This window comes from Vibrio sp. 10N.247.311.47, assembly GCF_041467535.1.
Classification (GTDB): Bacteria; Pseudomonadota; Gammaproteobacteria; order Enterobacterales; family Vibrionaceae; genus Vibrio; species Vibrio crassostreae_C.
Map to the genome: position 1 here is coordinate 1 of NZ_JBFSUR010000002.1, position 25075 is coordinate 25075.

Here is a 25075-nt window from a genome sequence, read left to right on the forward strand (position 1 = left end):
CATATCACTTACTACCGTTTTTGTTTTTAGTTCCCGCTAATCCGCGATGAACCTTTTTTTTGCCTGATTATCACCCTTTATGCCCATCGATTCTCCGTGATTGACACAGTTAATCAACAGTCCGTTTAACTGTCAGTCACCCCTTATTTTTCGTACTCTAATTGCCATTGCAGCGCTATAAGAAACTGATATTATTGCAACATCGCAACACACGAGATAAAACCTTGCCAGATCCACTCAACTCCATACATCGTTCTTTATTCGAACAACTTCCAGGCTGCTGGGGCTGCAAAGATACTGACTCGGTCTTCGTGTATGCCAACCTTGCTTACAACCAATTGATTGGCTTAAAACCCAATGAGACTTGTACTGGCTTGACCGACTTCGACATGCCCAGTCAAACCACTGAGTGCGCACAAGATTTCAGGGCTCAAGACAAACATGTAATGGATACACGCAGTACCCTTAAGATTCTCGATATTCACCCCTATCCAGACGGACGCTGGCACGCCCATATCTTTACCAAAACCCCTTGGCTTGATGATGACGACAACGTCCAAGGCACCATCTTCTATGGCCAAGAGCTTACCGATACCGCGATCTTAGAGGTTGGTCATTGGGTTTGTCAGGCCACAGGAACAAAAGGCAATCAGGCATCGCTTGCGGGGTCAGAGCCGCGTGTGTCTAAACTGCAAAAGCGGCTGACTTCGAGAGAATCAGAGGTGCTGTTCTTACTGCTTTTCGGCAAGAAACCACAGTACATCGCGTCGACGTTAAACATTTCAATCAAAACGGTCGAAGGTCATGTCGCCAGATTGAAACAGAAGTTTGATGCACGCAGTAAAAGCCAATTGATTGAGTATGCGTTGGATTCAGGATTGGGCTCAGTGATCCCAGAAACTCTGCTCAAAAAACAGATCTCCGTTGTTCTGCACAGTAACTGATTGACTGTTCATCTGAAAATGCAGACAAAAAAATGCCGTTGATTTGATAAGTCTAATCAACGGCATTTTTAGATCTGTTAAGCAGCTAAGCGATCAAAAAGCCTAAGGCGCTAGGCGATCAATATCCCAACTGTTGTCTTGGCGAGAGAACAAGAAACGGTCGTGCAAGCGGTGTTCACCACCTTGCCAAAACTCAATGCTATCTACACGTACACGGAAACCACCCCAGAAAGAAGGCACGGGAATCTCGCCTTTGGCAAACTTCTGTTTAAGCTCTAGATACTTACCTTCTAAAATCCCACGCGCTGAGATGCGGCTACTCTGCTTACTTGCAATCGCGGCCAATTGGCTCTCTTTTGGACGTGACGAGAAGTACTTCATATTTTCCATAGCCGTTAGCTTTTCAGCCGTGCCCGTAATATGAACTTGTCGCTCAAGTGGATGCCAAGGAAAGTGCAAACTGATTTTGCTGTTGTGCTCAAGCTGGTGCGCTTTACGGCTACCTAGGTTAGTGTAAAAAACGAACCCGTCTTTATCAACATTCTTCAGCAGAACAATGCGTTGGAATGGCTGACCATTTTCATCAACCGTAGCAACTGTCATGGCAGTAGGGTCCGTCAACTTCGCTTCAATGGCTTGCTCTAGCCATAGGTTGAATTGCTCAATCGGGTCTGCGGCCAAGTCTTTACGTCTCAATCCACCCTTAGCGTATTCGCGACGAATATCTGTCAGTTCCATTTGGTTGCTCCTTTTAATTTTTTTGTGATTTTGCGCCGTAATCCTTTGAAACACAAGTCTAAGCCATGGTTTTGTCTCACAGAAGGTGCTCTGTGTTAACAAGATCTCGGTACTCTCTCCATCATATTGATAATCTTTATACAAACCGATGACAAGCTGAGATCCGAGTGACCAAAATACTGCCTAACCTAATGACGCCCTTTGTTTTATTCTCATTGTTATTGGGAGCTGCAGGGCTGACCGCAACCCACTTTATGGCAGTACAATTCCAAGAAAAAATCGTCACTCAGCAACTCGATGAAGCGGCGAATAAAGCCAATCTACAAATCGATTCTGAGCTGGATAAATTCAAACAGATCCCAGATTTGCTCAGCCATGACCCGCGCTTGCTCTCTTATTTTGACTCATCGATTTCCGCCGCGCAGCTCAATCAATTGCTGTTTGAATGGTCGAATCAAAGCCAGGCCGACACCATCTATATTCACGACCCGAGCGGTACTGTGGTCGCTTCCAGTAATTACCAAAAGCCTCGTACCTTTGTCGGTGAGAACTTCTCGTTTCGTCCCTACTTTGCTTCTGCCATTCAAGGTAACAACACACAATATGTCGCGCTAGGCGCTCGCTCGAACGTACGAGGTTATTTTCTGTCTTCACCTCTGTATATCGACAAGGAAGTTGTTGGCGTTATCACCGTAAAAGTGAGCTTAGAAAATCTCGAAAACATCCTGACCAGCGACGATTTTGAGATCGTAGTACTCGACTCTAACCAAGTGGTCTTTCTATCAAGCCAAGCTCCGTGGCTTTACCATTCATTGTTGCCATTAACGCAGCAACAACAAACGGATATCGCACTTCAACGCCAATACGGTCAAAGCGAAATTTCGATCATCGAAGCCTTTCGTCCTTCAAGCTCTCAATCAGAAACTAGCAACGCCAATCAATCTAGCAACCTTCAATCCAATGAAATCCGAAAAGAGCTCACCGCCAACCAGTTATTCAAGCTTGGTGCATTTAATCTTTACCCCGCTACCATCAGCAACAATCAGTACCAAGTTGTTGCCCTAAAAGAGACCAGAGCTGAACTTATTAAAATCTTGCAGATCGATGTCATCTTCGTGGTGATTTACAGCTTGGTGATGCTCATCGCTTGGTCGTGGCGCCAGACTTATCTCGCGAAAGTGGCGTTGACCCGACTCAACCAAAACCTAGAGCAAACCGTTGATAAACGCACTCACTACTTGAAGCAATCCAATCAACAGCTGCAACAAACCCTTTTTCAATACCAAGAGTCGCAATCCAAGTTGAAACAGACAGAACAAGAGCTGACACAAACCGCAAAATTAGCGGTACTCGGTGAGCTGTCAGCCAGCATTAACCACGAAATCAACCAACCGCTTGCAGCACTGCGAACCTACAGTGAAAACAGCTTAAAGCTACTGGAAATGGAACGAACCGATTTAGTGAAAAGCAATCTTGAGAAAATGATTGGCCTCAACAACACCATTACCGACATCATCGCGCGACTCAAAGTCTTTACTCGCAAGGTCACCAAACAAGAACATCATGTGGCGAACCTGCATCAAGCGGTCAATAACGCCACTAGCATTCTCAGTGCGCTGATGATCAAGCAAGGCATTACGCTAAGGCTAAGCACGGTGCCAGATGACATCAATATTGCGATTCATCCAACCGAACTCGAACAAGTACTAGTGAACCTGATTCACAACGCGATTCAAGCGCTGCAACAACAAGTTCTTGAACAGAAAATCTTGCAGGAGCAACAAAACCTGGAAAGCGTTGACCAACAGGCTAGCCCACAGATAGGCATCGAATGGCAACTTCATCACAACGCTTGTCAGCTGATCATTTGGGATAACGGAATTGGCATGCCAGATGACAAACTAGAACAGCTGTTCGACCCGTTTTTCACCACCAAACCGGAAGGTTTAGGGCTAGGGCTTTCAATATCGAAACGGATTATTGAAGCGTATCACGGCACGATCAGCGCGAACCGGTTAGAGCCTTCAGGCATGGTATTCTCGCTAAACATCCCGTTATATAACGATAAGGGCTAACACGCCGTTGTTATCGCTGATTAGAAAACGAATCTCACATACTGCTAATCTAACCTACTGCTAAGGAATCGGCTTTTGCACTCTATGCCTAAACTCTATTTTGTCGACGATGAACCCGCCATTCGAGACTCCGTAGAACAAGCCATGCTCATTGAAGGCATCGATATTGTCTGCTTTCCCAATGCTATTGAGGCATTAAAGAAAATAGATACCACGCAAGCCGGAATTGTCGTCACCGATATTCACATGCCGGTGATGGATGGCATTCAATTGACGCAAAAGTTACTGAGCCAAAATCCTCATTTTCAGGTCATCGTACTTACCGGACATGGTGACGTGCAAACCGCGGTGTCCTCGATGAAAGCCGGCGCTTACGATTTTCTGGAAAAGCCATTTGTGGTCGATGCCCTACTCACTGCCGTTAAAAAAGCGGCGGATAAGCTCGCACTGGTTGAAGAGAACAACCTACTGCGTAAAGAGTTGGCAATGCAAAATCAGGTTGGCCCGAAACTGATTGGTCAATCACCATCAATGCAGGCATTACGCCGAGAATTGATCACCCTAGATACCAAAACTAACCCACTTCTATTATTTGTTGGTGATTTAGGGACGGGGAAAAGAGTCACAGCACAATACACCCATGATTTACACAGTCATCAAACCGCGGAGCTTTGCCCTGTCGCTGCGTTTAATTTGCCACGCAGTGACGAAGCGACATTCCATCAGTTTATTTTGCAACTGTTCTTGAAGCATCAAGGTGGAACACTCTATATCCATGAGACAGAAGCACTAACTCAGGATCAATGGCTGTGGTTAGCGAACCTAAAACCCACTCTACTTCGTGAAAACTCATGCAAGACCAATGCAACTTGTATCATTATCGCAACTACAGTAGTTCCTACTACAATTACAGGTGAACTGCGCCGATTTAATTTACTACCCTTGGCGCAAAGAACGGAAGATATTGGCTCTTTGTTCAAACACTTTGCTCGTGGTGCAGCCAGTCGCTATCAACTGCCGCCACCCGTCATTACAGAAAAAGAGATTCAGCGACTCATTGCAACGCATTGGACTGAGAACATTCGTCAGCTTCGCCAACATGCTGAACTCAGAGTGCTGACTCAAATTAAGCAGCCGTCGCTCGACAGCGATACTGATGAGCAAAATGAACTCGATATGAGCATTGAAGAGCAACAACAGTCGTTGAACCAACGCACCGATAGCTTTGAACAAATTATCTTGATTGAGGCGCTACATCGCCATCAAGGTCGTTTAAAAGAGGTACAACAAGAGCTGCAGGTGTCGCGAAAAACACTGTATGACAAACTAAGAAAGCACCAACTCGATAAAACAGATTTCAAGAGCCGATAAGTCTTAAAAAATATATAAATTCAAAGATTTAAAGGAGCAAAATCTTAACATTTATCAAAAGTAAGAATACACTCAATAGGCTTGCACTTTTATTTAGCGAACAAGGACTGTTATGAGTCAGAAAAATTTCAGCAAATTGAACGAGACCGAGCTTGAGTATGTCGATGATAAAACAGCGGCACTACTCCTCAATACGCCCACCAGTGCGCGAATTATGTTGTGGGTGATCGTTCTGTTTTTTATTGCTGCTATTGGGTGGTCTGCATGGGCAGAGATCGACAAAGTTACCGTTGGCCAAGGCAAAGTGATCCCCTCCTCTCAGATCCAAGTGGTACAAAACCTTGAAGGTGGCTTGGTTAAAGAGATCTTAGTTAAAGAAGGCCAACGCGTTCAAAAAGGTCAACAACTGCTGTTAATCGATGACACACGATTCCGTTCTGACTTCCGCGAACGTGAACAACAAGTCGCGAACTTGACCGCCAACGTGTTAATGCTTTCCGCTTCCCTGACCAGTGTTGTCATCAACGAAGAATTCTCTGAAAAAGAATGGAAGAAAAGTGTCACTCTCGATTATGGCAAGCTTGCGTTCCCACCTAAATTCTATGAACTTCAACCTCAACTGGTTAATCGTCAAAAAGCAGAATACCGTCAAGATCTCAATAATCTGAGAAACCAGCTTTCCGTTTTTGATCAACAAGTTGAACAGAAACAGCAAGACCTAGTTGAGATTAAAGCGCGTGTTCGAAACCTAAAACAGAGCTACCAGTTTGCTCGCCAAGAACTGGATATCACCAAACCTCTCGCCGATGAAGGGGTGGTACCACGAATTGAATTACTTAAACTGCAAAGACAAGTGAACGACACTCGCCGAGAAATGACTTCGAGCGAGCTAAAAATTCCTCTTTTACGCTCAGCAATCAAAGAATCCATGCTCAGCCGTATTGACGCCGCACTGAACTTCCGCTCCGAACAACAAGAAAAACTCAATCAAGCCCAAGACAAGCTCTCTGCAATGACCGAATCTGCCGTTGGCCTAGAAGACAGAGTAAACCGTACCGTGGTGGTTTCTCCTGTAACAGGCACCGTTAAAACATTGGGTATTAATACTGTCGGCGGGGTTATCCAACCGGGTATGGACATCGTTGAGATTGTACCAACAGAAGACTCTCTATTGGTTGAAGCGAAAATCGCCCCGCAAGATATCGCGTTCCTACGCCCAGAATTGACTGCCATCGTTAAATTCAGTGCTTATGACTTCACTAAGTACGGTGGTCTAGAAGGCGTGTTAGAGCACATCAGTGCCGATACCACTCAAGATGAAGAAGGCAATAGCTTCTATATCGTGCGCGTGCGCACCGAAAAACACAATTTTGGACAGAACGAAGAGTTGCCAATCATTCCAGGTATGACCGCCTCTGTCGATATCATCACGGGTAAAAGAACCGTGCTTGAGTACATGTTGAAGCCACTATTAAGCGCTCAAAACAATGCACTAAAAGAGTAAGGACGTTTGATGTTTGATAACGCCTTTCAATACACAGCAAATAGACAAGAGCAGAGGCTATGAAGTCTCGGATTTCGCTATTGCTGCTGGTCCTCACCTCTTTCACCTCTGTGGCGCTCAACAAGAGCGACCAACGGTGGATAGATGCAGTGACCAAAACCTACGGCGATAGAGCCGGAAAGCGAGTGGCAACATGGCGCTCAAATATGACGTCATACGACGGATTAAGTGAAAAAGAGAAGCTCAGGTCGGTGAACCAGTTCTTCAACCAGATGTACTTTGTCGATGACAACATACTGTGGGGAAAGAATGATTACTGGGCAACACCACTGGAATTTTTAGGCAGCAACGCCGGTGATTGTGAAGACTTCACAATCGCAAAATACTTCTCTTTGCTTGAACTGGGCGTCCCAGATAAGAAATTACGATTAGTGTACGTAAAAGCACTGGAGCTAAACCAGTTCCACATGGTGTTGGCGTACTACTCAACACCGAGTGCAGAACCACTAATTTTGGACAACTTAAACCCTGAAATTAAACGCGGTTCCAAACGCCCAGATCTAAGACCAATTTACAGTTTTAACGGTAAAAACCTTTGGTTGATCAAGTCGGCAGCAGGCAGCGGCAAGTTGGCAGGGAAATCTTCAAGATTGAGCTTATGGAACGACTTACGTTCACGTGAGCGCTCTCTAAAATTAAACAAACCCATTATCAATTACGATGAGTAGGTACAATGACTTTATATAAACAGCTTGTGGTCGGGATGGTTGCAGTGTTCATACTGCTGATGACGTCAGTTTTTATGATCGAATTCAATACCACCCGTGGATACTTAGAGGAGCAGCAACGCTCTGAGGTAAGTAATACCATTAATACTGTTGGACTGGCTCTCGCCCCTTACCTAGAAGAAAAGGACAAGGTGGCAGTGGAGTCTGTTATCAACGCCCTGTTTGATGGCAGTTCTTACTCAGTCGTTCGATTGATCTTTCTCGATAGCGGTGAAGACATTCTCCGCTCATACCCTGTAAAGCCAACTGGCGTACCAGAGTGGTTTACCAACCTAAACCTGTTCGAGCCTGTTCATGACCGCCGCGTGATCACCAGTGGCTGGATGCAATTGGCCGAGGTCGAGATAGTAAGTCACCCAGGCCCTGCCTACGATCAACTTTGGCAAGCATTCATCCGCTTACTGAGCATATTTGGCACGATCTTCTTGCTCGGTTTGGTGTCTATCTCTTGGATCCTTAAGCGCGCTTTACGCCCGCTCTCGTTGATCATTACCAAGATGGATCAGATCGCCAAGAATCAGTTTGGCGAACCTCTGGCTCGTCCAAAGACAAAAGATCTCACCTTGGTTGTCGATGGTATCAACCACATGTCGACTCAAGTTGAACTGGCATTTAAAAACCAAGCGAAAGAAGCTCAGAAGTTACGTGAAAGAGCATATATCGACCCTGTATCTCAGCTAGGTAACCGTGCTTACTACATGTCTCAGTTAACTCAATGGTTAGAGGAGTCGAGCTTAGGTGGTTTAGCGGTACTTAAAGCGGAGTTTATCAGTGAAGAGTACGATGAAAAGGGCTATCAAGAAGGTGATGCCTTGGTTCATCAACTGGCTGAACAGCTGCAAGCTTCAATTTCATATCCAGATATCACCATCGCTCGTATTTCTAGTGACGAGTTCGGTTTCATCATGCCAAACATTGATGAGAGCGAACTGAAACTTGTCGCGAGCAGCATCGTAAACTGTATCCAGAGCCTAGGTTCAGACCCAACAGGCACTGCGAATCCACATATTGCTCTTGGTGTGACCTACAGCAACAAGCGTAAAACCAGTACTGAAATCATGTCGCTGGTGGATAACGCACTCTCAAGTGCCAAGGCGAATCGAGAACTTGCTTACGGCTACGTAACCGCAGACGATCACGGCGCAGTGATGGGCAAACAACAATGGCGTATGTTGGTTGAAGAAGCGATCATCAACGACCTCATTACCTTCCGTTTGCAGGCTGCAAACAATGCCTTTGGTAAAACGTATCACCAAGAGGTGTTCTCTGCGATTGAAAAAGATGGCGTGCGTTACGGTGCTAACCAGTATCTATACGCGCTAGAACAGCTTGAAATGAGCCACATTCTCGACCAATACGTTATTGAGAAGATGGTTGAAAAGCTCAATGCAAAAGAAGTAACCAGCCCAGTCGCTATTAATCTCTCGCCAAGCAGTATATCTCAACCAAGCTTCATCCGTTGGATCGGTAAGACGCTTGAACAGAATGCTTCAATCGCTCACCTGTTGCACTTTGAGATTCCAGAAAACTGCTTCATCAACGTTCCGCACTACACGGCACTTTTGTGTAACACCATTCGCAACGCTGAAGCGGTGTTTGGTGTCGATAACTACGGACGTAACTTCCAATCACTGGATTACATCAACGAATACCGTCCAAGCTATGTGAAGCTAGATTACCTGTTCACACATAACCTTGATGACGAAAAACAGAAGTTTACCTTAACGTCGATCTCTAGAACCGCTCACAACCTAGGCGTCACCACCATCGCGTCTCGAATAGAAACTCAGACTCAGCTAGATATTCTGTCTGATAACTACGTAGAAGTGTTCCAAGGCTTCATTGTTGATAAATAGTTGTAAGGGTTATATCACATGCAAGATCCACTATTGAACTCACTGATCTACGTTAGCCGGTATTACGGGTTAGCTAACTCGCCCGAAGCGTTGATCAATGGGCTACCACTATCCGATGGAAAGCTAACCCCTTTCCTATTCCCACGCTCTGCTGAACGAGCAGGATTAGTGGCAAAAGAAAACCGTTCCGACTTAGAAAAGATTCCTCACCTGATACTGCCTGCGGTCTTACTACTTAAACAAGGTGAGGCGTGCGTTCTCAACAGTATCGATTTAGAGAAGCAAGAAGCGGAAATCATTACAGCGGAAAGCGGAATGGTGCCAATCATCATTCCCGTCGAAGAGCTGAAAGAACAATTCATCGGTCGCTACTTCTTGGTCAAGAAACAGTTCCGTTATGATGAACGTTCACCAGAGGTTCTAAAAACACGCAAAGGGCATTGGTTTTGGAGTACGATTTGGGAATCGAAAAACATCTACCGAGATGTGTTGATTGCCTCCATTCTGATCAACATCTTCGCGATAGCCGCGCCGATGTTTACACGCTTGGTGTACGACAAGGTAGTTCCCAACCTCGCCTTTGAAACTTTGTGGGTGCTGGCAAGTGGTATCTTTGTCGTGTTCCTATTCGATTTGCTGCTCAAATTGATGCGCAGCTACTTCATTGACGTTGCCGGTAAGAAATCCGATATTCTCATTTCCTCCAAACTGTTCAGTAAAGTACTGGGGATTCGTATGGAAGCGAAGCCTGCTTCTGTCGGTGCTTTCGCTAAAAACTTGCAAGAGTTCGAATCCATTCGTGAATTCTTTACCTCTGCAACCATTGGCTCGTTAATCGACCTCCCCTTCGCACTGATGTTCTTAGCGCTAATTTGGTTAATGGCTGGAAACCTTGTGTTTGTTCCCGTTGCTGGCGTGGTCATTTTGATCGTCTATGCATTGCTAATCCAAGGCCCACTGCGCCGCACCATTGAAGAAGGATCTCGTCTTGCCTCGCAGAAGTATGCAAACTTGATTGAAAGTTTGGCGGGTCTAGAAACCGTTAAGCTATTCAGCGCGCAAAGCCAATTCCAATTCCGTTGGGAAGAAGCCGTGGCTCACATGGCGAATTGGAATATCAAAAGCCGACGCATCACAGACAGCATCCAAAACACCGCCGGTTTTGTTCAGCAGAGTACTAACGTAGGTATGATCATCTTTGGTGTGTACCTGATTGCGGAAGGTGAGCTTACGATGGGTGGCTTGATCGCTGCGACCATGCTGAGTGGCCGAGCGATTGGTCCTCTTGTTCAGTTATCTTTGCTTTCGACTCGTTACAATCAAGCAAAGTCATCAATGACTCTGATTGAGCAAGTGATGTCGATGCCTGATGAACAAGAAGAAGGTAAACGCTACATTCACCGTCCGATTATTCAGGGCCATATCGCGCTAGATAAAGTGACGTTCCACTACCCAGATTCACCAGTGGCTTCAATTAGAGACTTAACCCTCAATATTAGTCCTGGTGAGAAAGTAGCAATCATTGGTCGTATTGGTTCAGGTAAAACCACACTAGAACGTCTGATTATGGGCCTGTACAAGCCCACAGAAGGCCATGTACGTATTGATGACACGGATATGGAGCAACTGCATCATGTCGACGTACGACGCAATATAGGTTGTGTTCCGCAAGACAGTAACCTGTTCTACGGTTCAGTAAGAGACAACATTACTTTAGGTCGTCCTTTGGTGGATGACCGTGACGTGATGGATGCAGCAAACCGTGCAGGGGTAACCGCGTTTACTCAACAAGATCCTGCAGGTTTGGAACGCCAAGTGGGTGAAGGTGGTGCCTTGCTGTCTGGTGGACAACGTCAGTCAATTGCCATTGCTAGAGCCTTCCTTGGCCGTCCGCCAGTGTTGTTGATGGATGAGCCGACCAGTGCTATGGATAACCGTTCAGAGATGCACATCAAACACCAACTTAACCAATTGCTACCAAGCGAGACGTTGATTCTGATTACACACAAAACGTCGATGTTGGACATTGTCGATCGAGTGATCGTAATGGAGAAAGGCTGCATCATTGCAGATGGTCCAAAAGCACAGGTTCTTTCAGACCTTAAACAAGGCCGAGTGAGAGCCGTTAGTTAGAGCGCTCAAATCACCTAAATAAATCATTATCAGTAGAAACCCAAAGGGGAGCATCAGCTCCCCTTTTTCGATTTGTCAGTATCGTAACCTTAACCATACATCACTTATGTTCAACACAAAGCCTACAAAGCAATATCCTCTTGCTCCATCTTAAACGAACATTGGATCTCGTATTGGTTGAATGAGAAAACACTTCCGCCGTGGGTCCGCTTGGTTGTGACTGTCTCATCACCAAATTGAATCGTCACTCGGGTATACACTTTTTCGTGTACCTCTACCGTGCATTCAGCAAGGTTGGTTTCAAACTCTGCTTCGAGTGTATCTAACTGCGACTTTGTGTTTTCAATTGCGAGGTTATTCTTCTCACGTTGCTGCTCTATTTCTAGGGCTTGCTCTTCGCTTCTCTCTGCTTTCGGGCGCTTCTTAAATTCTAACTCTTGGCGAATCACACCCATGGTTTGCTCTTGAGTGTATTTATAAGTTTCCTTCAGCTCAGCTATCTTTTGGCGGTAACCATCGTAGCGCGCAAAACCATGTACCTTAGTTGCGGTGTCTCCCTCAACACCTAAGAAGACACATTCTACTTTTCCGCCAACTTTGGCTTCACCACCGCTTAGCGTGCCGTGTTTTTTCAAGCTGTCCATCACGATAAGGTTGTTACCACAGCGAATGTCGTTACTCATACTGTGCACACCAAGTCGAAGGTCATTGGCCGTTTGTAGCTCGGCATTCTGTGCGTAGCTTGCTGTGATAGAGCCTTTACTGAATACCTTACAACTTTTTGGCTCACCCTCTTTGGTCGTGTGGCCGATAATGCCTTTCGCGACTTTGATATCCCCCTGAGCTTGCACTTCGGCCGATTCGATAAAGCCACCAACCGTAACACTTCCGGTCGCCTTGACGATCATCCCCGGCTCGATGTTGCCAGAGACAAAGACATTACCTTTAAATTTAACGTGCCCAGTTGAGACATCGACGTTGCTGACACATAAGGCGTCATCCACTTCGATGGTTCGGTCTTTAATGATGGGCAATCCAGGGTGTGAGGCGAGTAGTAAATTGGGATCTTCAGGGGAGATGTAAGTGCCCTTTCCAGGCTTGATTAAACTGTCTTGTCCAGGAAGCGGTGGGATAATTCGGCCTTGAACGGTAAAGCCAGCGATGCCTTTGGTAGCGGGGGTTCGTTTCATTAAGTGATCATTTTGACCAACGGTAATGGTTTGTCCCAAGTCTCGCATATCAATCTTGCCTTCGTCTTTACTGCGAGGCTTCAATACTTGACGAGTAATATCTTCAACCAAAGCGGCAAACTTAGCGTCTTTACCTTTTACTGGTTGTGTCCCTTTAGCGGCTGGCTGAGTAAACTTTTCGCCGGGCTTAAGTTTGCTACTCATCATCAGAACTTTTCTGAGCGCTAACTTATTTATTCCTTTTGTTATTTGAGCTTGAGATAAACAATGAATGATGTCGCTGCCACGCAGTGGGTGTCCATTGTAGGGACCAGTGACCACGAGGCTCGCCAACATCTCATCATCAGACAGTTCGACCGCAACAGTGGCATTTCGAACTTCGGCAATCAAGATTCCTTCATAAGCTTCACCCTTACCTTCTTTAGCAAGAGTAACGAAACGCAACACCTCTTCTTCGAAAAGAAAATAGTTTGATGCATTCAAAGCTTCCAAGGTTGGTGGCAGCGTCTTGTTATCAAAGCTTGCGTCAACCACAGTCCCGGTTGGCAGACATGCCATTACTTGTTGCTTGTCTTCCGACAATGTAACGATGTTATCCCACATTCGAATTGAGTATCCCTAATGACTCAGTTGTTATTCAGTCTATATAATTCATTCTGCGCTGAGTATCACATTATTAGAATAATCAGCGTCACATCACTTACTTTCGACTCTGCAAACATGACTCATAAATAAGACTTACACATTTTATGATCTGCTTCGCCTTTACAAATACATAGGAAAATTTTTTCAGAATATTTCGTGCGATTGAATGTTGATTCGATGTAGGGCTAGATAGTAAAGGCGAATAGCTTTAGAAGATTAAAGGCTGTAGTGGAGAGATGAAACAGAAGTGATGTAACAGATAATCAGGGTAAAAACGGATTTGAATATGGAGCTTCAGTTTACAGTGTAAATCCAAGATTCTAATTTACACTGTAAATCTAATTTGTAGCGGTCAGTCTATTTAAATGATGGCTAGCCTATTTACACTGTAAATTTGCTAGCAAAACATCGACATCTTTACGAAACTGAATCTCTGCTTGTTTACGACCAACAAGATTAAACTGTTCGACACAAGTCCCCCACTCTTTCTGCTGAACAACCTTTGCGATGAGTAAGTCAGAAATACCTATGTTTCGATCGTTGCTGAGTAGAATCAAGTTCAGTACGCTGAAGCTGATCGCATCATAACTGTTGCCACCGTTCACGTGATTTCTAACTAACTGAGTTTCAAACTCGCTAACAGTGTGAACACTCTTTGGCAGCAGCGCTCGTACCATATCGGTTTCAAGTGAAACCAAAGAACCTGAAACAAGAAAACAGTAGCTACGCTCGAAGTGATTTTGAACTTGGCTTATCCAGCCTTGAGAGTTTGAGTTAAGCGCCTTAACCATCAGAACCGAGTGACAGCCACTGGCCTGATCTCGCTGGTGGCCGATGTGCACAGCTTCAAATTCACTACCACGCCAAAAAGAAATCAATTCGCTGGTCGCGCCAAAACTTGTCGCCAGATAATCTGCTTGGCTGGTTTGCTGTGATAACTGAGCCAACATCCAACGGCCAATACCCAAACCTTGATGACGCGCTGAAACAGCAATGCGCATCACTCGAAGGCAACGACTGCTCGCCGCATGAGTACAGCCAAGTTGGTTTGCCAGTAATACTGGAGCAAGGTGACCTTGAGGCCTGCGTTTTCCAAGTTGAATTTGAGTAATCAACTCGCTGTCCAAACCACCCTCTTCCGTCACTAACATACAACCTAAACATTTATCTTGCTGCCAAGCGGCGTATAAACGGATTGCTGGATTGTTGAGAAATTGCATTAAGTCATTTGGCGAGGTCTGATAGTGCGCATCCACGAGAAGAGAAAAACATTGTTGTAGCTGCTCAGGATTAGCCAAGCATTCTGATTTTGATAACTCGCCCAAGTTTAATTGGTTGATTGCGTCAGCAGAAAAGCCTTCGATTTCATCAACCGCCGATTCAGTGACTGATGCGTCATTACCAAGTAGGAAGCAATCAAACAACCAAGCTTCTAGCGGATCGTTGCTATTCCAACGAATCGGTTGTTCGAGCTTAAAGCCTTTCCACCCCGGACGATGCTCAGAAAGCCAAGACTCAAACTTAATACCGAACCCTCGTCCACTGCCTTCGTAACCGTGTACCGTGGTCGAAAAAACCATACGGTGATAGATGTCGACCATGGATTTAAGCATCGGAATTGGAATTGTAGCCGCTTCGTCAACAAATAGAAGGTCACAATCGGGCTTGGATTTAAGTAATTCATCTGGCGCGACGAATCTCAAACTTCCCCCTTGATGGCGAATGTGAGTAGCGTTGACCACTTCGCAAGATTCTAACCCTTGGCCAGCATGAGAAAATACCGGCTCTACCGCTTTCACTGAAGGCGCAGTAACAATAATATTAAAACCGTGACGCTCAACTAACAGCTGCGCTGCGGCAATACCCAATGTCGAGCTTTTACCACGCCCTCTATCCGCAGTGAGAATCAAAGGACGTTTACGATGTCCAGACACCACTTTTTTGACTAATTCAACAGCCGTGTTTTGCTGTTCAAATTTATCCAATCCGTTTTGGGCGCTTTGCATCTGAGGAAGAGCGTGAGTTGCTTGAACTACATCGCCGGCTTCATTATGTTGTGAAACAGAAATCAGTTTATCGAAATGACGTTTTAACCAACGTTGGCCAAAGCTTTCACTATCTTCAGAGGCATTAACTTTTGGCGGCAACACCAACAACAACCCACCACCAACTAACGAACCCAACGCGGCACTAAAACCATTCGCATCGAACTGCTCTCTAAAATCACAAACAAGAACTTGGCACTCACGACCAAGCAGTTGTTGGCCTTTTTTTACTGGAGCATGAATCACACCTTCAAATGGCGTACCGCCAACCTGGAAGATGCTCGGAGTGTTTGAATCTTGAAGGAAGGTAAAAACAGCAGAGTTTTGCCAATCAAAATCGCCATCAAAGACCACGCCGTAACGGTGATCGTTATGCTGAGCAATATTAGAAAGTGTATGTAGAAAAGTGTTGGTTGGGTTTGTCATAGTTAGCGTCCAGGTTCATCTAAACACAGTTTATCACAGCCAAATAAAAAGCCGCATAAAGCGGCTTTAGAGGAGTAATGAAAAGTCGTCGACTTAGTCGAGCTTCGATTGTACGAAGGCGAGGATTTCTTCCATTGTTGCGTCATCAACTTTCTTAAGGTTCAACGCCAAGTTTGAACCCTTGCGGCTGTATGATACGCGGCCCTTAATAAGCTCAACTTTTGGAGAAGCTTTCTTCGCTGGCGCTGGCGCCAATTCAAGAATCCAACCTTCCAATGTTTCGGTCACGTCTTTGGTTAGACGAGTTACGCCTTGAGCTTCGCTACGCTGCCATACAAAACCTTCAGAAGCATCACACTTAGTCAGCAGTGTTTGCTGCTGTTCACTCGTCAATCCACCAAACTGCTTGTGCAGTTTAACAATAGTTGGACGACCAAGGTCGCTCACATTTGGGTAAGCTTGTAGCAATTCAAGTGGCAAAGCGGCTGCTTTCAATGCACCACTCACCAAAGCTTCACTGCACTGGAACATTTTTGCCAGTGCTTTCTGGTCTTCAGCTTCGCCTTTGTCCAGCTTCGCTTGCATCTCTTTGCCCTTCTCGTAAAGAGAAAGCGGTTTATGAGCGTTAGCTACGTCTGATAGGAATTTAGCGTGTTCGCCGTTAATGTTTTCAGCAACATAGATTAGGAACTCTTTGTCAGCCAAAATACATGACATACGACGACGGCTACCATCAAGAACTTCAATCTTACCGTCTTTGTTCTTACGACCAACTGCTGGGTATTGCTGACCACGTTCTTTCAATGTTGTAAGAACATCAGAAAGCGCATGCTCGTTTAAGAAAGATTGCTCACGAGCATTCTCTTCAAAGACAACCGTTCGAGTTGCCACTTCAGCCGCAGGAATTCGAACCAATTCAAATGAAACCAAATCTTCGCCAGCAACAGAAAGCTCAATCACTTGAGCCTGTTCTTTTGCCGCTGTTTGCGCTTCTTGTGGTGTTGCTACGCGACGTTTGTTTGCTTTACCAAATAGCTTTGCATTTAAGTCAGATGTTTTAATTGCCATTGTTGTTATCCCTGATTAAGTGAAGGCCAGTTGCTATGTAATACACGCTCTAATTCTAGAGCACTTTTTTGTACTGCGTCTTGAGCAACAGCTAGAGTTTTCTTACCGCCCTCAAAGTCGCTTACCGTTAGATCGAAAACCGTGCTGTAAGTGTCAGCACAGGTTTCAAAAGCACGGCTTCTTGGAATGGTTGCCATCATTACTTGATCATTCAACAGGTAGTTCATTTCGGTCAGAACTGACACCTGTTTCTTGTTGTCGTCTTCAAACATGGTTGGCATTAGACGAACAAACTCGAGACCTTTCCAATCATCCGGGAACATTTCGTAAACCGTTGGTAAGTGCTGGAAGAAGTTAACCGTTGAAGCCCAATCCAAACGCTTAGCTGCACATGGAATCAGAAGTGCGTTCGACGCGTACATTGCATTCCATACTAGAGGGTCAACGTGCGGGCCGGTATCAATCATAATCACATCGAAATCATCGGCGATTTTGTCGATAAGCTTCTCTTTTAACAGACGAACAATATCAAGTGACTGATCTTGTGAAAGGCTTTGCCACGCTTCAGCGTTAAACATCGCATCTTCTGGGAAAGCAGAAATTGTCTTCAGGTTTGGATACTGAGTTGGCAATAGTACGTTCTTACGAAGAAACTCTAGATCGACATCTTGGCCTTCAGGCACATTGTCCAACATGATATCGACGGCAGAATAGATGCTGTCGTGCTCTGCCCCACTAATTTGTGGATTTAGGAACAGACGCAAAGAGCCCTGTGGGTCCAAGTCAATCAGACAGATACGGTAGCGCTTATCCAAATTCAGAGACAAACAAGCGGCTAAGTGAACTGCTGTCATTGATTTACCCGTACCACCCTTCTGGTTTTGTACGTTGATAATCCATGGCTTATTGTCAGCGTGCTGCTTACGTTCATGGAACTTCGGCACTTCTGCCGCGTCCATCAACATGTGAGCTTCTGTCAATGAAATCGAGTAATGATTAGCGTTGTTCTTTGTGAACTGATGGCCATCAGCTTCAAGTTTAGTGATCGCTTCATCGAGCTTACGACGCGTTAAACCAGAACGAGTCTCCATCATAGCTTTAGACATTGGAGGGAAATGTTCATCACTTCGCTCTTCCAAAATAATCTCAATTCGGTCAGCCTGAACTTGTTGAGTTTGTTCGGCTAGCTGATAGAGCTTATCAATCGTTTGTTCTCTTTTCATTGCCAGTTTCCGTAATGATTAACTAAGTACAAATTGTACAGCGATTAACAACAAACACAACAAAAACATGAACATACATTTATGAGTAAAATCACATAAAATAGACCGCGTTTTTACAATTTGATGAAACATCGCCTTAGACAAACACAAAAATGACTGTTTCTATCATGTATAACCATGCTATTTCTAGTCTACATTTTAAATGTTACAGCATCACTTATTTACAATGTAAATGGAATTTCAACGAAAAACCTTCGGAACGATTGAAATACAACCGTAGATTACGGTTGGTGTGATTTGCATTCGAATTTATAGATTTTCAATCCAATAAAAATTAAAAAACACTCAATGACCAAAAAATTCAAAACAGAAGAGAAGATGGGGTGTCAAAAAACAACAGAGGATTGGAACCTAACCGGAAGAATGATCATGGAGCACATCCAGTGTAAGATAATTGATAACGCCAAATTATGAAGCATGATCAAGGCGTAAACTGAGCAATATTGATCCGAGCAACTGCACATTGAAAATGATCAACCTCCGGAAAAATGATCAAGTAAACATAGTTCCGGAAGCATGTAATTTATGAACTAAGTTACGGACAAATGCTTTTGGAATGGGGATTCAACGCCTATAAGGGCTCAATGATTGAAAATTCAATCGACACAGACCAAGAATACACAAACATGACAATTTCATGATCATGCTTCCTAGTTAAGACCCACCCGCTCTAAATACATCAAAGCAATCCATTTCCAGCGGATACAGACTAAATTTTGCACTCAATAGGGTAGGAACGATAAAAAAGTATGCTCTCTTGATCATTGTTCCGATAGATTGGCCACCACAAGTGTCCACTTAGACAAGTCAAAAGCGACTTAGAAACCGATGTTGAATTCCGATCTGTGGATAAGCTGTATAAGTATAATGATCATGCTTTCGAACCAATAATGATCATACTTACAATGACTTAATGATCATCGTTCTGATGTTCTGTGATCATGCTTTCTTAAGTTTAATGATCATAGTTTCGGAACCTTTATGATCATGCTTTCCAAGGCGATTTATTTTAATGCTTTAAATTCAGCCACTTATAAGCAAGGTTACGTCCAGATCATTAGATCACTTAATCATTTAAGATCATATTAATCAAAAAGATCAGTTATTTAAAAGCCAATAAATTCTCTTTATTTATGATCATTCTTTCTTTATCATTCAGGAACTATAGTGAAATTACGGTTAGTGTGATACGGATCAAAAATGAAACCAGAAGAGAAATTGTTAATTAAGGCACGAAGCCACAAAGATGGTCATTTATTTGAGGTATCTGAAACAGCCGTTGAATGGATAGAACAATATCAACACTTCAAAGGTGTCACCAAAAGCATAGTTGAGCTTCTTAACCTAATTTCACTTCGTGGGTTTAGCAGTAAAGACGGGTACGTTTCCACCACTGAGATTATTGAATCAACCGATGGTCAAGTCACTCGCGCAGCCTTACAGCAAAGGCTGAGAGCTGCAGTTAATATCGGATTGTTCAAACAAATCCCCGTTCGCTTTGAAGAAGGCCTTGCTGGTAAAACCATGTTGCATCGCTTTGTGAACCCAAACCAATTGATATCGGTGCTGGGTGCCACCAGCTTAGTGACAGAAAGCGTGAAGCAAAATGAAAAGCAAAAGCGCTCTAAAGCCCTAGCTCAAACCAAAGTAAACAAGCGCTTACTGAATGAACATGGGTTGAATACCCCACCAACGATGAAAGATGAAGCGGATCAATTCATTGTTTCGCCAACCAATTGGGCGGGGATTATTGATCAAGCGTTAGCGCCACCTAGAACTCGTAAGAGCTACCAGAAATCCATGGTTTCGATCTCTGGCACTCGCGCTGTGATCGAGACACGATCTTCTAAAAATATCATGACCGTTGACGATCTGATGACGCTATTCGCGTTATTCACTCTCACCGTTCAATATCATGATCATCACCAAGATGATTACCATCTAGACGCGAAACACACGCCAAACAAAACACCACTCTACATCACTGATATTTTGTCTTTACGTGGCAAGAAAGACAGCGGCCCTGCACGTGATTCTATCCGCGACAGTATTGATCGTATCGAATTCACGGATTTCCAACTGCACGAGCTTACAGGTCGTTGGCTTAGTGAGAACATGCCAGAAGGCTTTAAGAGTGATCGTTTCCGATTCTTAGCTAGAACCATTACCGCATCGGAAGAAGCGCCTACAGAAGGCTCTGACGGCGAAATTCGCATTAAACCGAACCTATACATCCTGGTTTGGGAGCCTTCGTTCTACGAAGAGCTGCTGACGCGTGACTATTTCTTCCTATTTCCGCCAGAAATCCTGAAGCAACATACCTTGGTTTTCCAAGTGTATTCGTACTTTAGAAGCCGCATGGCACGTCGCCATTCAGATAGCATGTTGCTCAGTGAGCTCAACCAGAAATTGGCGCGTAACATCGATTGGCGTCGTTTCTCGATGGATCTGATCCGCGAGCTCAGAAAATTGGGTGAAGTCGGGGATCAAGAAGATACCTTCCTGGTTAATCTATGGGGTTATCACTTGACGATCACCGCGTTGATCGAAAAAGGGAAAACGACCGATTATCAGGTAGATATCAAATGTAATGTGGAAGAAGTATTACGTTACTCAAGAGCGCGTACCACTAACGCAGGTAAGCGTAATATGGCACCAACGCTGCCGAACCCACTTCGTAACGAAATGGTGTCTAAGCAGAAACTGGAAGAGCTGTCTGAGATTATCGACGGTGAGTTTGAACCCATTCAGCGTAAAGCACCGTCGCCAAGAGGCAAATTGGGACGTCGAGTTAAGCAGCGTAAACACTCTGTTGAGATCAACGCTGACGAGATCATGATTACTCTCTCTAAATATACCTCTGCAGAGGCTCTAGAACGCAGCATAACGGCTTTATCTGCTATGACAGGGCACTCACATGCCTCAATCAAAGAAGAGTGCTCAGAGCTCATTGAGAAGCTTGATTGGTTGAGAGTAGGGGAGGACGTTATCCCATACGAAACACTGAGTCGCTTGATTGAGCTATATAACGACCGAGATAGCACCAGCAATCGACATCTGTCCATTGAACGTTTGATCTCTGGTTTAGCGGTGCGTCGTAAAGTGTGTAAACAAGTTCATGAAGGTCATTTAGACGAAAACGTGTTCCTTGCGCTCGATGAAATGGCGATTGGCCACTAGTCATTATCCTATCGCGATAAGCCTGTTTTACCGTCGCTGAATGGATAGTTTTGAACACATTAGGTGCTGATTAAAATCGCACCTAACGCTGACAAAGTGATGACAAAGTAGCGCATCTAGTTGATTATTATTTATCCCGAATAGACAACCTTTGTCCTTTCTTGTGATTAATAGATTGGCTCATATTTTGTTACATCATACTGAATAGATTTTTGCGAGTTCCCAAGGGACTCGCTTTTTTTTGCCTAAAATTCAATAGCTTACAGAGTTAAACGCCGAAGCATGATCAAGGCTCGATCATGCTTTCTACGGATCTAGCTCTGGTGAGATTCTGATTTGATGCTTGATCGAGAAGGGCTTGATCAGTGGAGATGGCGTTGAATAATTCCTTGATCATCGTTTCGGGGATGGGTTGCCATAAAGCGTACATGCGACTCGATCAATTTTTCAGACTCTGCTTTCCAACGTGGTTCTTGCTGTTGGTTCGTAAACTCCAAAGCCAATACACACAAGTGTTGTAGCCGCTGTGTACACCACTCTTGCAATCCTGCTTCTGATTTTGGGTCACATGACACCGCTTGCAGCTTACTGTAGGCAAACATTAGGTATTGGTAGGCTTTATCTTGATGGCTTGAGCTGTTGGCCTCCTGCGAAGCCAAGTCCGGATTCGATGAATCCGCGAGGTGGCGATAGAAAGTAAAGATTCTCAGGCATCCGTCTAGCCAACATGCGATGCCTTTGCTCTGCTCATCCGTGATCAATGGCCCCCAGAGCGCATCTGGAGGCGTTAAGATCAAAGGTTCTAACCGGTCCACTTGATCATGCTTTCGGTCTTTGTACCAATCTCCGATCCGCTCTAACCAAGTGTCTAGTTCATTCATGCAACGTTATCCCACTGTTTTACAAAGTGATTATCAGAAACTTGTTTGATTTCATGCTGTATTTCACTGCTCTGCTCTCGAATACGATCAGCGTCTATTGAATAGTTTGGCTCATTTTTGACGAGTTCGCCAAATGGCAGATCGGGATCTGGTACCGCAGAGATCAACAACTTAGTGTACGGGTGTCGTGGATTGGTCAAGATCGACTGGGTTGATCCCCATTCGACGATCTGTCCTTTGTACATCACCGCCGTCTCTTCAGCGATGTAATGTGCCGTGGCAAGGTCGTGGGTTATGTACAAAAAGCCTATGCCTAACTCTTTGTTCATTTTTTGCATCAAGTTCAACACGCCAAGTCGAATCGAAACGTCCAACATCGAGGTGGGTTCGTCAGCAAGAATTACCTCAGCGCCAACGGCCAGTGCTCTGGCTAGGTTAACCCTCTGTCTTTGGCCCCCACTGAGCTCGTGCGGGTATTTGGCTAGCGTTTCGATGGGTAACTCCACCAGCGTTAATAACTCTTTGAGGCGCTCTGTGAGAGCCTGTTTAGTGGCTACCTGTTTATGGATCTTAAGTGGGCGCGTCAAATGGTGATCAATAGTGTGAGTGGGATTGAGTGAACCAAAGGGGTCTTGAAAAACCATTTGCACACGGCTGCGATAATCCAAGATATCTTTACGGCTTTTCAGAGTAGAGATGTCTCTGCCTTTGAACAGTATCTCTCCCTCTGTCGCAGGGTAAACCTTGGTCATCAATCGTGCGCAGGTGCTTTTCCCGCAGCCTTATTCTCCGGCTAAGCCGAAAATCTCGCCTTAGCCTATGTGAAAGCTAACGGATTTGATTGCATTGAAAGAGGGGAAAATGAGAGTTGGATCAAACCACATTTCTTATGGGGAATCTTTTAAATATAATTGCAGAAAATGGCTTTGGCAAAGTTTAAATGAGGCATTTATTAATTAGCTTTGTGAAGCGTCGGAATCATCACACTTCAGTACAGAATTTCTTAACAAGCGAAAAAGCATTTGCTACAGATTACCTGTCCATTACATGGTGCTTTTCGGAGGAAAACATGTCCATTAATTCTATCAACCATGATGAAATGACAAATATTGCAAACAAGTGGGATGCTGAAGAAGAAGTATCTTTCAAACCAGAAAAGAAAATGAAGTCTGCTGAAGCTCGTCGTCGTATCGAGACTCTAAGAGAAATTAGAGAAAGCGGTTTGAGTCTGGAAGAAGCGAGGGAGCTAGGTCTTATTCACTAATAATCCTCATTGCATTTAGAAGGGTGGCACAACGCCACCCTTTGATTTATAAGTGTTTTTTCATGTTTCCTATCCAAATTTAATCAACTCATTGATTCTTTGGCTCACTGTTCCGTTTAGCCTATCCCTTGTGATATTACGCTTTTCAGATGAAAAACACGCACATGGCATACTCTTGAACTAAGTTGTTTGACAGTCATATTCAACGCCACTAATTTTAAAGTTAAAGCAAAAATATGCGATGTCGTTGGTAAGGAGAAGGCTATGTCTAATTCTGTGGCTCAAGCTAAAGAAGTGCTGTTTTACGAACCCGAAGATCTGAACGGATACCTGTCAAATTTTGCCGCTTGTCCTATCAAGGTAGGTGATCAAGTTTGGGCAACCAGCGAACATTATTATCAAGCGATGAAGTTTGCCTCCGAAGCGCTACGTAATACCATTTTGGAAGCCAGTACACCTGCTGAAGCGTTCTCTTTAAGTCGTGACTACGAAGACCAAGTTCGCGAAGATTGGTATGACATTCGTGTTGAAGTGATGCAGTTCATCGTCACCGAGAAGTTCAGACAGAATCCACAGTTTGCGCTGTTTCTTACCAATACCGGAGATTCGGTGATCAAAGAACATTCGCACAAAGACCACTTCTGGGGCGATGGCGGCGATGGAACCGGCGAGAACCATTTGGGTAAGATTCTGATGGCAGTGCGTCACCAGCTTCGCACTCAGCAACTGCATTTAATTGCTTCGCACTGATTCGTCGATTCAGATAGCGGCATGCTTATCATTACTCCTTAGACGCATTTAAAAGGCCGCCCTGCTATCTAGTATGAAGCAGGGCGGCCTTTTCGGTTTTAGAGAGTCAGGCATCAACGAGAGTTAACGTACGTGACTAAGCTATGCGTTGATAAGTTCTACGTTACGCTGGTGCTATAAGTAACTCTGTACGATGTCGTCAAGCTGTCCATCGTCTTTCATTTGGTCTAGGCGTTGGTTGATGAAGCTTTGCAGCTTAGGATCCATCTCAGGGTCAAACGCCAAATGGATAGGGTAGTTATTGATGACAGAACCAAACTCATGCATCTGGTAATCATCAATACTCAGTTTTTGCTCGTTTAGGTTGTATTTGATTCGTGATTCCATTTCCACAAACACGGTGTCGCCAGGTGCTCGGTTCAGGACACGAAACGCAGCAGTGTAATCTTTTACTCGAATCTCGTTGAGCTTGCCCTGTTGGATATAAGATTCCAAGTTCGGATACTCAAATCCTTTCAGCAATACCACGGCTTTCCCATCGAGATCATCGATTGTATTGAACTCAAATGGCTTTTTACCGCTGCTGAGTAATACGTGTTTTACATTGTAAATCGGGTCTTCAGATAGGTTCGCAGATTGAATATTCCCCCAACTAGGGCTGCCATAGGTAACCCAGTTTGGATTCTCTCTCGCATCGAGCTTGTCGATCATTCGATTAAAAGGGTAGGTGTGGTAGTTGATCTCATATTGGCTGTCATCAAACACGGCTTCCACAATATCTGAAACAATTCCTCTGTGAGATGACCCGTCAGTTTCGATTTGAAAAGGTTGCGCTTGGCTCGCAATAATGTAGTAGTGAAGAGGTTCGTTTGCAGAAGCATAACTGCTTGAAAACAAACTGACTATGGATGCAACGATAAGATGTTTTTTCATA

At 44.5% G+C, this 25075-nt stretch carries 17 protein-coding genes and 1 pseudogene; 10 read left to right on the forward strand and 8 right to left on the reverse strand.

Annotated elements, in window-relative coordinates; genetic code table 11:
* Positions 1-161 precede the first annotated feature (161 nt).
* A complete protein-coding gene (locus tag AB6E51_RS01555) occupies positions 162-944 on the forward strand; it encodes a helix-turn-helix transcriptional regulator (RefSeq protein ID WP_032549012.1) in 783 nt (260 codons plus the stop codon).
* A 102-nt stretch (positions 945-1046) separates the two neighbouring features.
* On the opposite strand, the gene pdxH is transcribed toward AB6E51_RS01555, so the two are convergent.
* Positions 1047-1682, reverse strand: a complete 636-nt coding sequence (gene pdxH, locus AB6E51_RS01560) for a pyridoxamine 5'-phosphate oxidase (protein ID WP_017061203.1) — start codon at positions 1680-1682, stop codon at positions 1047-1049.
* Between the two features lie 167 nt (positions 1683-1849).
* On the opposite strand from pdxH, the gene AB6E51_RS01565 reads away from it, so the two are divergent.
* The 6 genes from AB6E51_RS01565 (at position 1850) to AB6E51_RS01590 (ending at position 11409) form a co-directional block, all read left to right on the forward strand.
* Positions 1850-3757: an ATP-binding protein gene (locus AB6E51_RS01565; RefSeq protein ID WP_372057676.1), complete on the forward strand. Its 1908-nt coding sequence runs from the start codon at positions 1850-1852 to the stop codon at positions 3755-3757.
* 84 nt (positions 3758-3841) lie between these two features.
* Positions 3842-5128: a sigma-54-dependent transcriptional regulator gene (locus AB6E51_RS01570; protein WP_372057766.1), complete on the forward strand. Its 1287-nt coding sequence runs from the start codon at positions 3842-3844 to the stop codon at positions 5126-5128.
* A 112-nt stretch (positions 5129-5240) separates the two neighbouring features.
* Positions 5241-6632 (forward strand): HlyD family type I secretion periplasmic adaptor subunit, encoded by a 1392-nt coding sequence (locus AB6E51_RS01575; protein WP_017061206.1) that lies wholly within the window; start codon positions 5241-5243, stop codon positions 6630-6632.
* A gap of 59 nt (positions 6633-6691) precedes the next feature.
* Positions 6692-7360 carry a transglutaminase-like cysteine peptidase gene (locus tag AB6E51_RS01580; RefSeq protein ID WP_019823329.1) on the forward strand — a complete coding sequence of 223 codons (669 nt, stop codon included), beginning with the start codon at positions 6692-6694 and terminating at the stop codon, positions 7358-7360.
* 5 nt (positions 7361-7365) lie between these two features.
* Positions 7366-9276: a LapD/MoxY N-terminal periplasmic domain-containing protein gene (locus AB6E51_RS01585; RefSeq protein ID WP_017066342.1), complete on the forward strand. Its 1911-nt coding sequence runs from the start codon at positions 7366-7368 to the stop codon at positions 9274-9276.
* Positions 9277-9294: 18 nt separating this feature from the next.
* Positions 9295-11409, forward strand: a complete 2115-nt coding sequence (locus AB6E51_RS01590; RefSeq protein WP_017061209.1) for a type I secretion system permease/ATPase — start codon at positions 9295-9297, stop codon at positions 11407-11409.
* Between the two features lie 122 nt (positions 11410-11531).
* Here AB6E51_RS01590 and AB6E51_RS01595 read toward each other — a convergent pair whose 3' ends face one another.
* From AB6E51_RS01595 to AB6E51_RS01610, 4 genes are all read right to left on the reverse strand, one after another.
* Complete coding sequence (locus tag AB6E51_RS01595; protein WP_372055654.1) at positions 11532-13202, reverse strand: FapA family protein; 1671 nt, start codon at positions 13200-13202, stop codon at positions 11532-11534.
* Between the two features lie 419 nt (positions 13203-13621).
* Positions 13622-15715: a GNAT family N-acetyltransferase gene (locus AB6E51_RS01600; protein ID WP_102428097.1), complete on the reverse strand. Its 2094-nt coding sequence runs from the start codon at positions 15713-15715 to the stop codon at positions 13622-13624.
* A 93-nt stretch (positions 15716-15808) separates the two neighbouring features.
* Entirely contained in the window at positions 15809-16783 is a 975-nt protein-coding gene (locus AB6E51_RS01605; protein ID WP_017061212.1) for a ParB/RepB/Spo0J family partition protein, read from the reverse strand.
* Between the two features lie 5 nt (positions 16784-16788).
* Positions 16789-18006, reverse strand: a complete 1218-nt coding sequence (locus tag AB6E51_RS01610; RefSeq protein WP_017061213.1) for a ParA family protein — start codon at positions 18004-18006, stop codon at positions 16789-16791.
* 1260 nt (positions 18007-19266) lie between these two features.
* Between AB6E51_RS01610 and AB6E51_RS01615 the strand changes: the two genes are divergently transcribed.
* Positions 19267-21246: a replication initiator protein RctB domain-containing protein gene (locus tag AB6E51_RS01615; protein ID WP_017061215.1), complete on the forward strand. Its 1980-nt coding sequence runs from the start codon at positions 19267-19269 to the stop codon at positions 21244-21246.
* Between the two features lie 362 nt (positions 21247-21608).
* On the opposite strand, the gene AB6E51_RS01620 is transcribed toward AB6E51_RS01615, so the two are convergent.
* Positions 21609-22127 (reverse strand): transcriptional regulator, encoded by a 519-nt coding sequence (locus AB6E51_RS01620; RefSeq protein WP_102320933.1) that lies wholly within the window; start codon positions 22125-22127, stop codon positions 21609-21611.
* Positions 22124-22909: pseudogene (locus AB6E51_RS01625) on the reverse strand (ABC transporter ATP-binding protein); the annotation flags it as partial. The pseudogene AB6E51_RS01625 and the gene AB6E51_RS01620, both read right to left, overlap by 4 nt.
* A 287-nt stretch (positions 22910-23196) precedes the next feature.
* Here AB6E51_RS01625 and AB6E51_RS01630 point away from each other — a divergent pair.
* Entirely contained in the window at positions 23197-23391 is a 195-nt protein-coding gene (locus AB6E51_RS01630; protein WP_017061218.1) for a hypothetical protein, read from the forward strand.
* Between the two features lie 189 nt (positions 23392-23580).
* Positions 23581-24141 carry an NADAR family protein gene (locus AB6E51_RS01635; protein WP_372057678.1) on the forward strand — a complete coding sequence of 187 codons (561 nt, stop codon included), beginning with the start codon at positions 23581-23583 and terminating at the stop codon, positions 24139-24141.
* A gap of 174 nt (positions 24142-24315) precedes the next feature.
* On the opposite strand, the gene AB6E51_RS01640 is transcribed toward AB6E51_RS01635, so the two are convergent.
* Positions 24316-25074: an ABC transporter substrate-binding protein gene (locus AB6E51_RS01640; protein WP_102332335.1), complete on the reverse strand. Its 759-nt coding sequence runs from the start codon at positions 25072-25074 to the stop codon at positions 24316-24318.
* Position 25075: the final 1 nt, after the last annotated feature.

What these genes read in the sequence shown, in the direction of transcription:
- pdxH (WP_017061203.1), bottom strand. Translation starts at nt 1,682, where the DNA reads ATGGAACTGACAGATATTCGTCGCGAATACGCTAAGGGTGGATTGAGA.
- AB6E51_RS01570 (WP_372057766.1), top strand. Translation starts at nt 3,842, where the DNA reads ATGCCTAAACTCTATTTTGTCGACGATGAACCCGCCATTCGAGACTCC.
- AB6E51_RS01575 (WP_017061206.1), top strand. Translation starts at nt 5,241, where the DNA reads ATGAGTCAGAAAAATTTCAGCAAATTGAACGAGACCGAGCTTGAGTAT.
- AB6E51_RS01580 (WP_019823329.1), top strand. Translation starts at nt 6,692, where the DNA reads ATGAAGTCTCGGATTTCGCTATTGCTGCTGGTCCTCACCTCTTTCACC.
- AB6E51_RS01585 (WP_017066342.1), top strand. Translation starts at nt 7,366, where the DNA reads ATGACTTTATATAAACAGCTTGTGGTCGGGATGGTTGCAGTGTTCATA.
- AB6E51_RS01590 (WP_017061209.1), top strand. Translation starts at nt 9,295, where the DNA reads ATGCAAGATCCACTATTGAACTCACTGATCTACGTTAGCCGGTATTAC.
- AB6E51_RS01595 (WP_372055654.1), bottom strand. Translation starts at nt 13,202, where the DNA reads ATGTGGGATAACATCGTTACATTGTCGGAAGACAAGCAACAAGTAATG.
- AB6E51_RS01600 (WP_102428097.1), bottom strand. Translation starts at nt 15,715, where the DNA reads ATGACAAACCCAACCAACACTTTTCTACATACACTTTCTAATATTGCT.
- AB6E51_RS01605 (WP_017061212.1), bottom strand. Translation starts at nt 16,783, where the DNA reads ATGGCAATTAAAACATCTGACTTAAATGCAAAGCTATTTGGTAAAGCA.
- AB6E51_RS01610 (WP_017061213.1), bottom strand. Translation starts at nt 18,006, where the DNA reads ATGAAAAGAGAACAAACGATTGATAAGCTCTATCAGCTAGCCGAACAA.
- AB6E51_RS01615 (WP_017061215.1), top strand. Translation starts at nt 19,267, where the DNA reads ATGAAACCAGAAGAGAAATTGTTAATTAAGGCACGAAGCCACAAAGAT.
- AB6E51_RS01620 (WP_102320933.1), bottom strand. Translation starts at nt 22,127, where the DNA reads ATGAATGAACTAGACACTTGGTTAGAGCGGATCGGAGATTGGTACAAA.
- AB6E51_RS01630 (WP_017061218.1), top strand. Translation starts at nt 23,197, where the DNA reads ATGTCCATTAATTCTATCAACCATGATGAAATGACAAATATTGCAAAC.
- AB6E51_RS01640 (WP_102332335.1), bottom strand. Translation starts at nt 25,074, where the DNA reads ATGAAAAAACATCTTATCGTTGCATCCATAGTCAGTTTGTTTTCAAGC.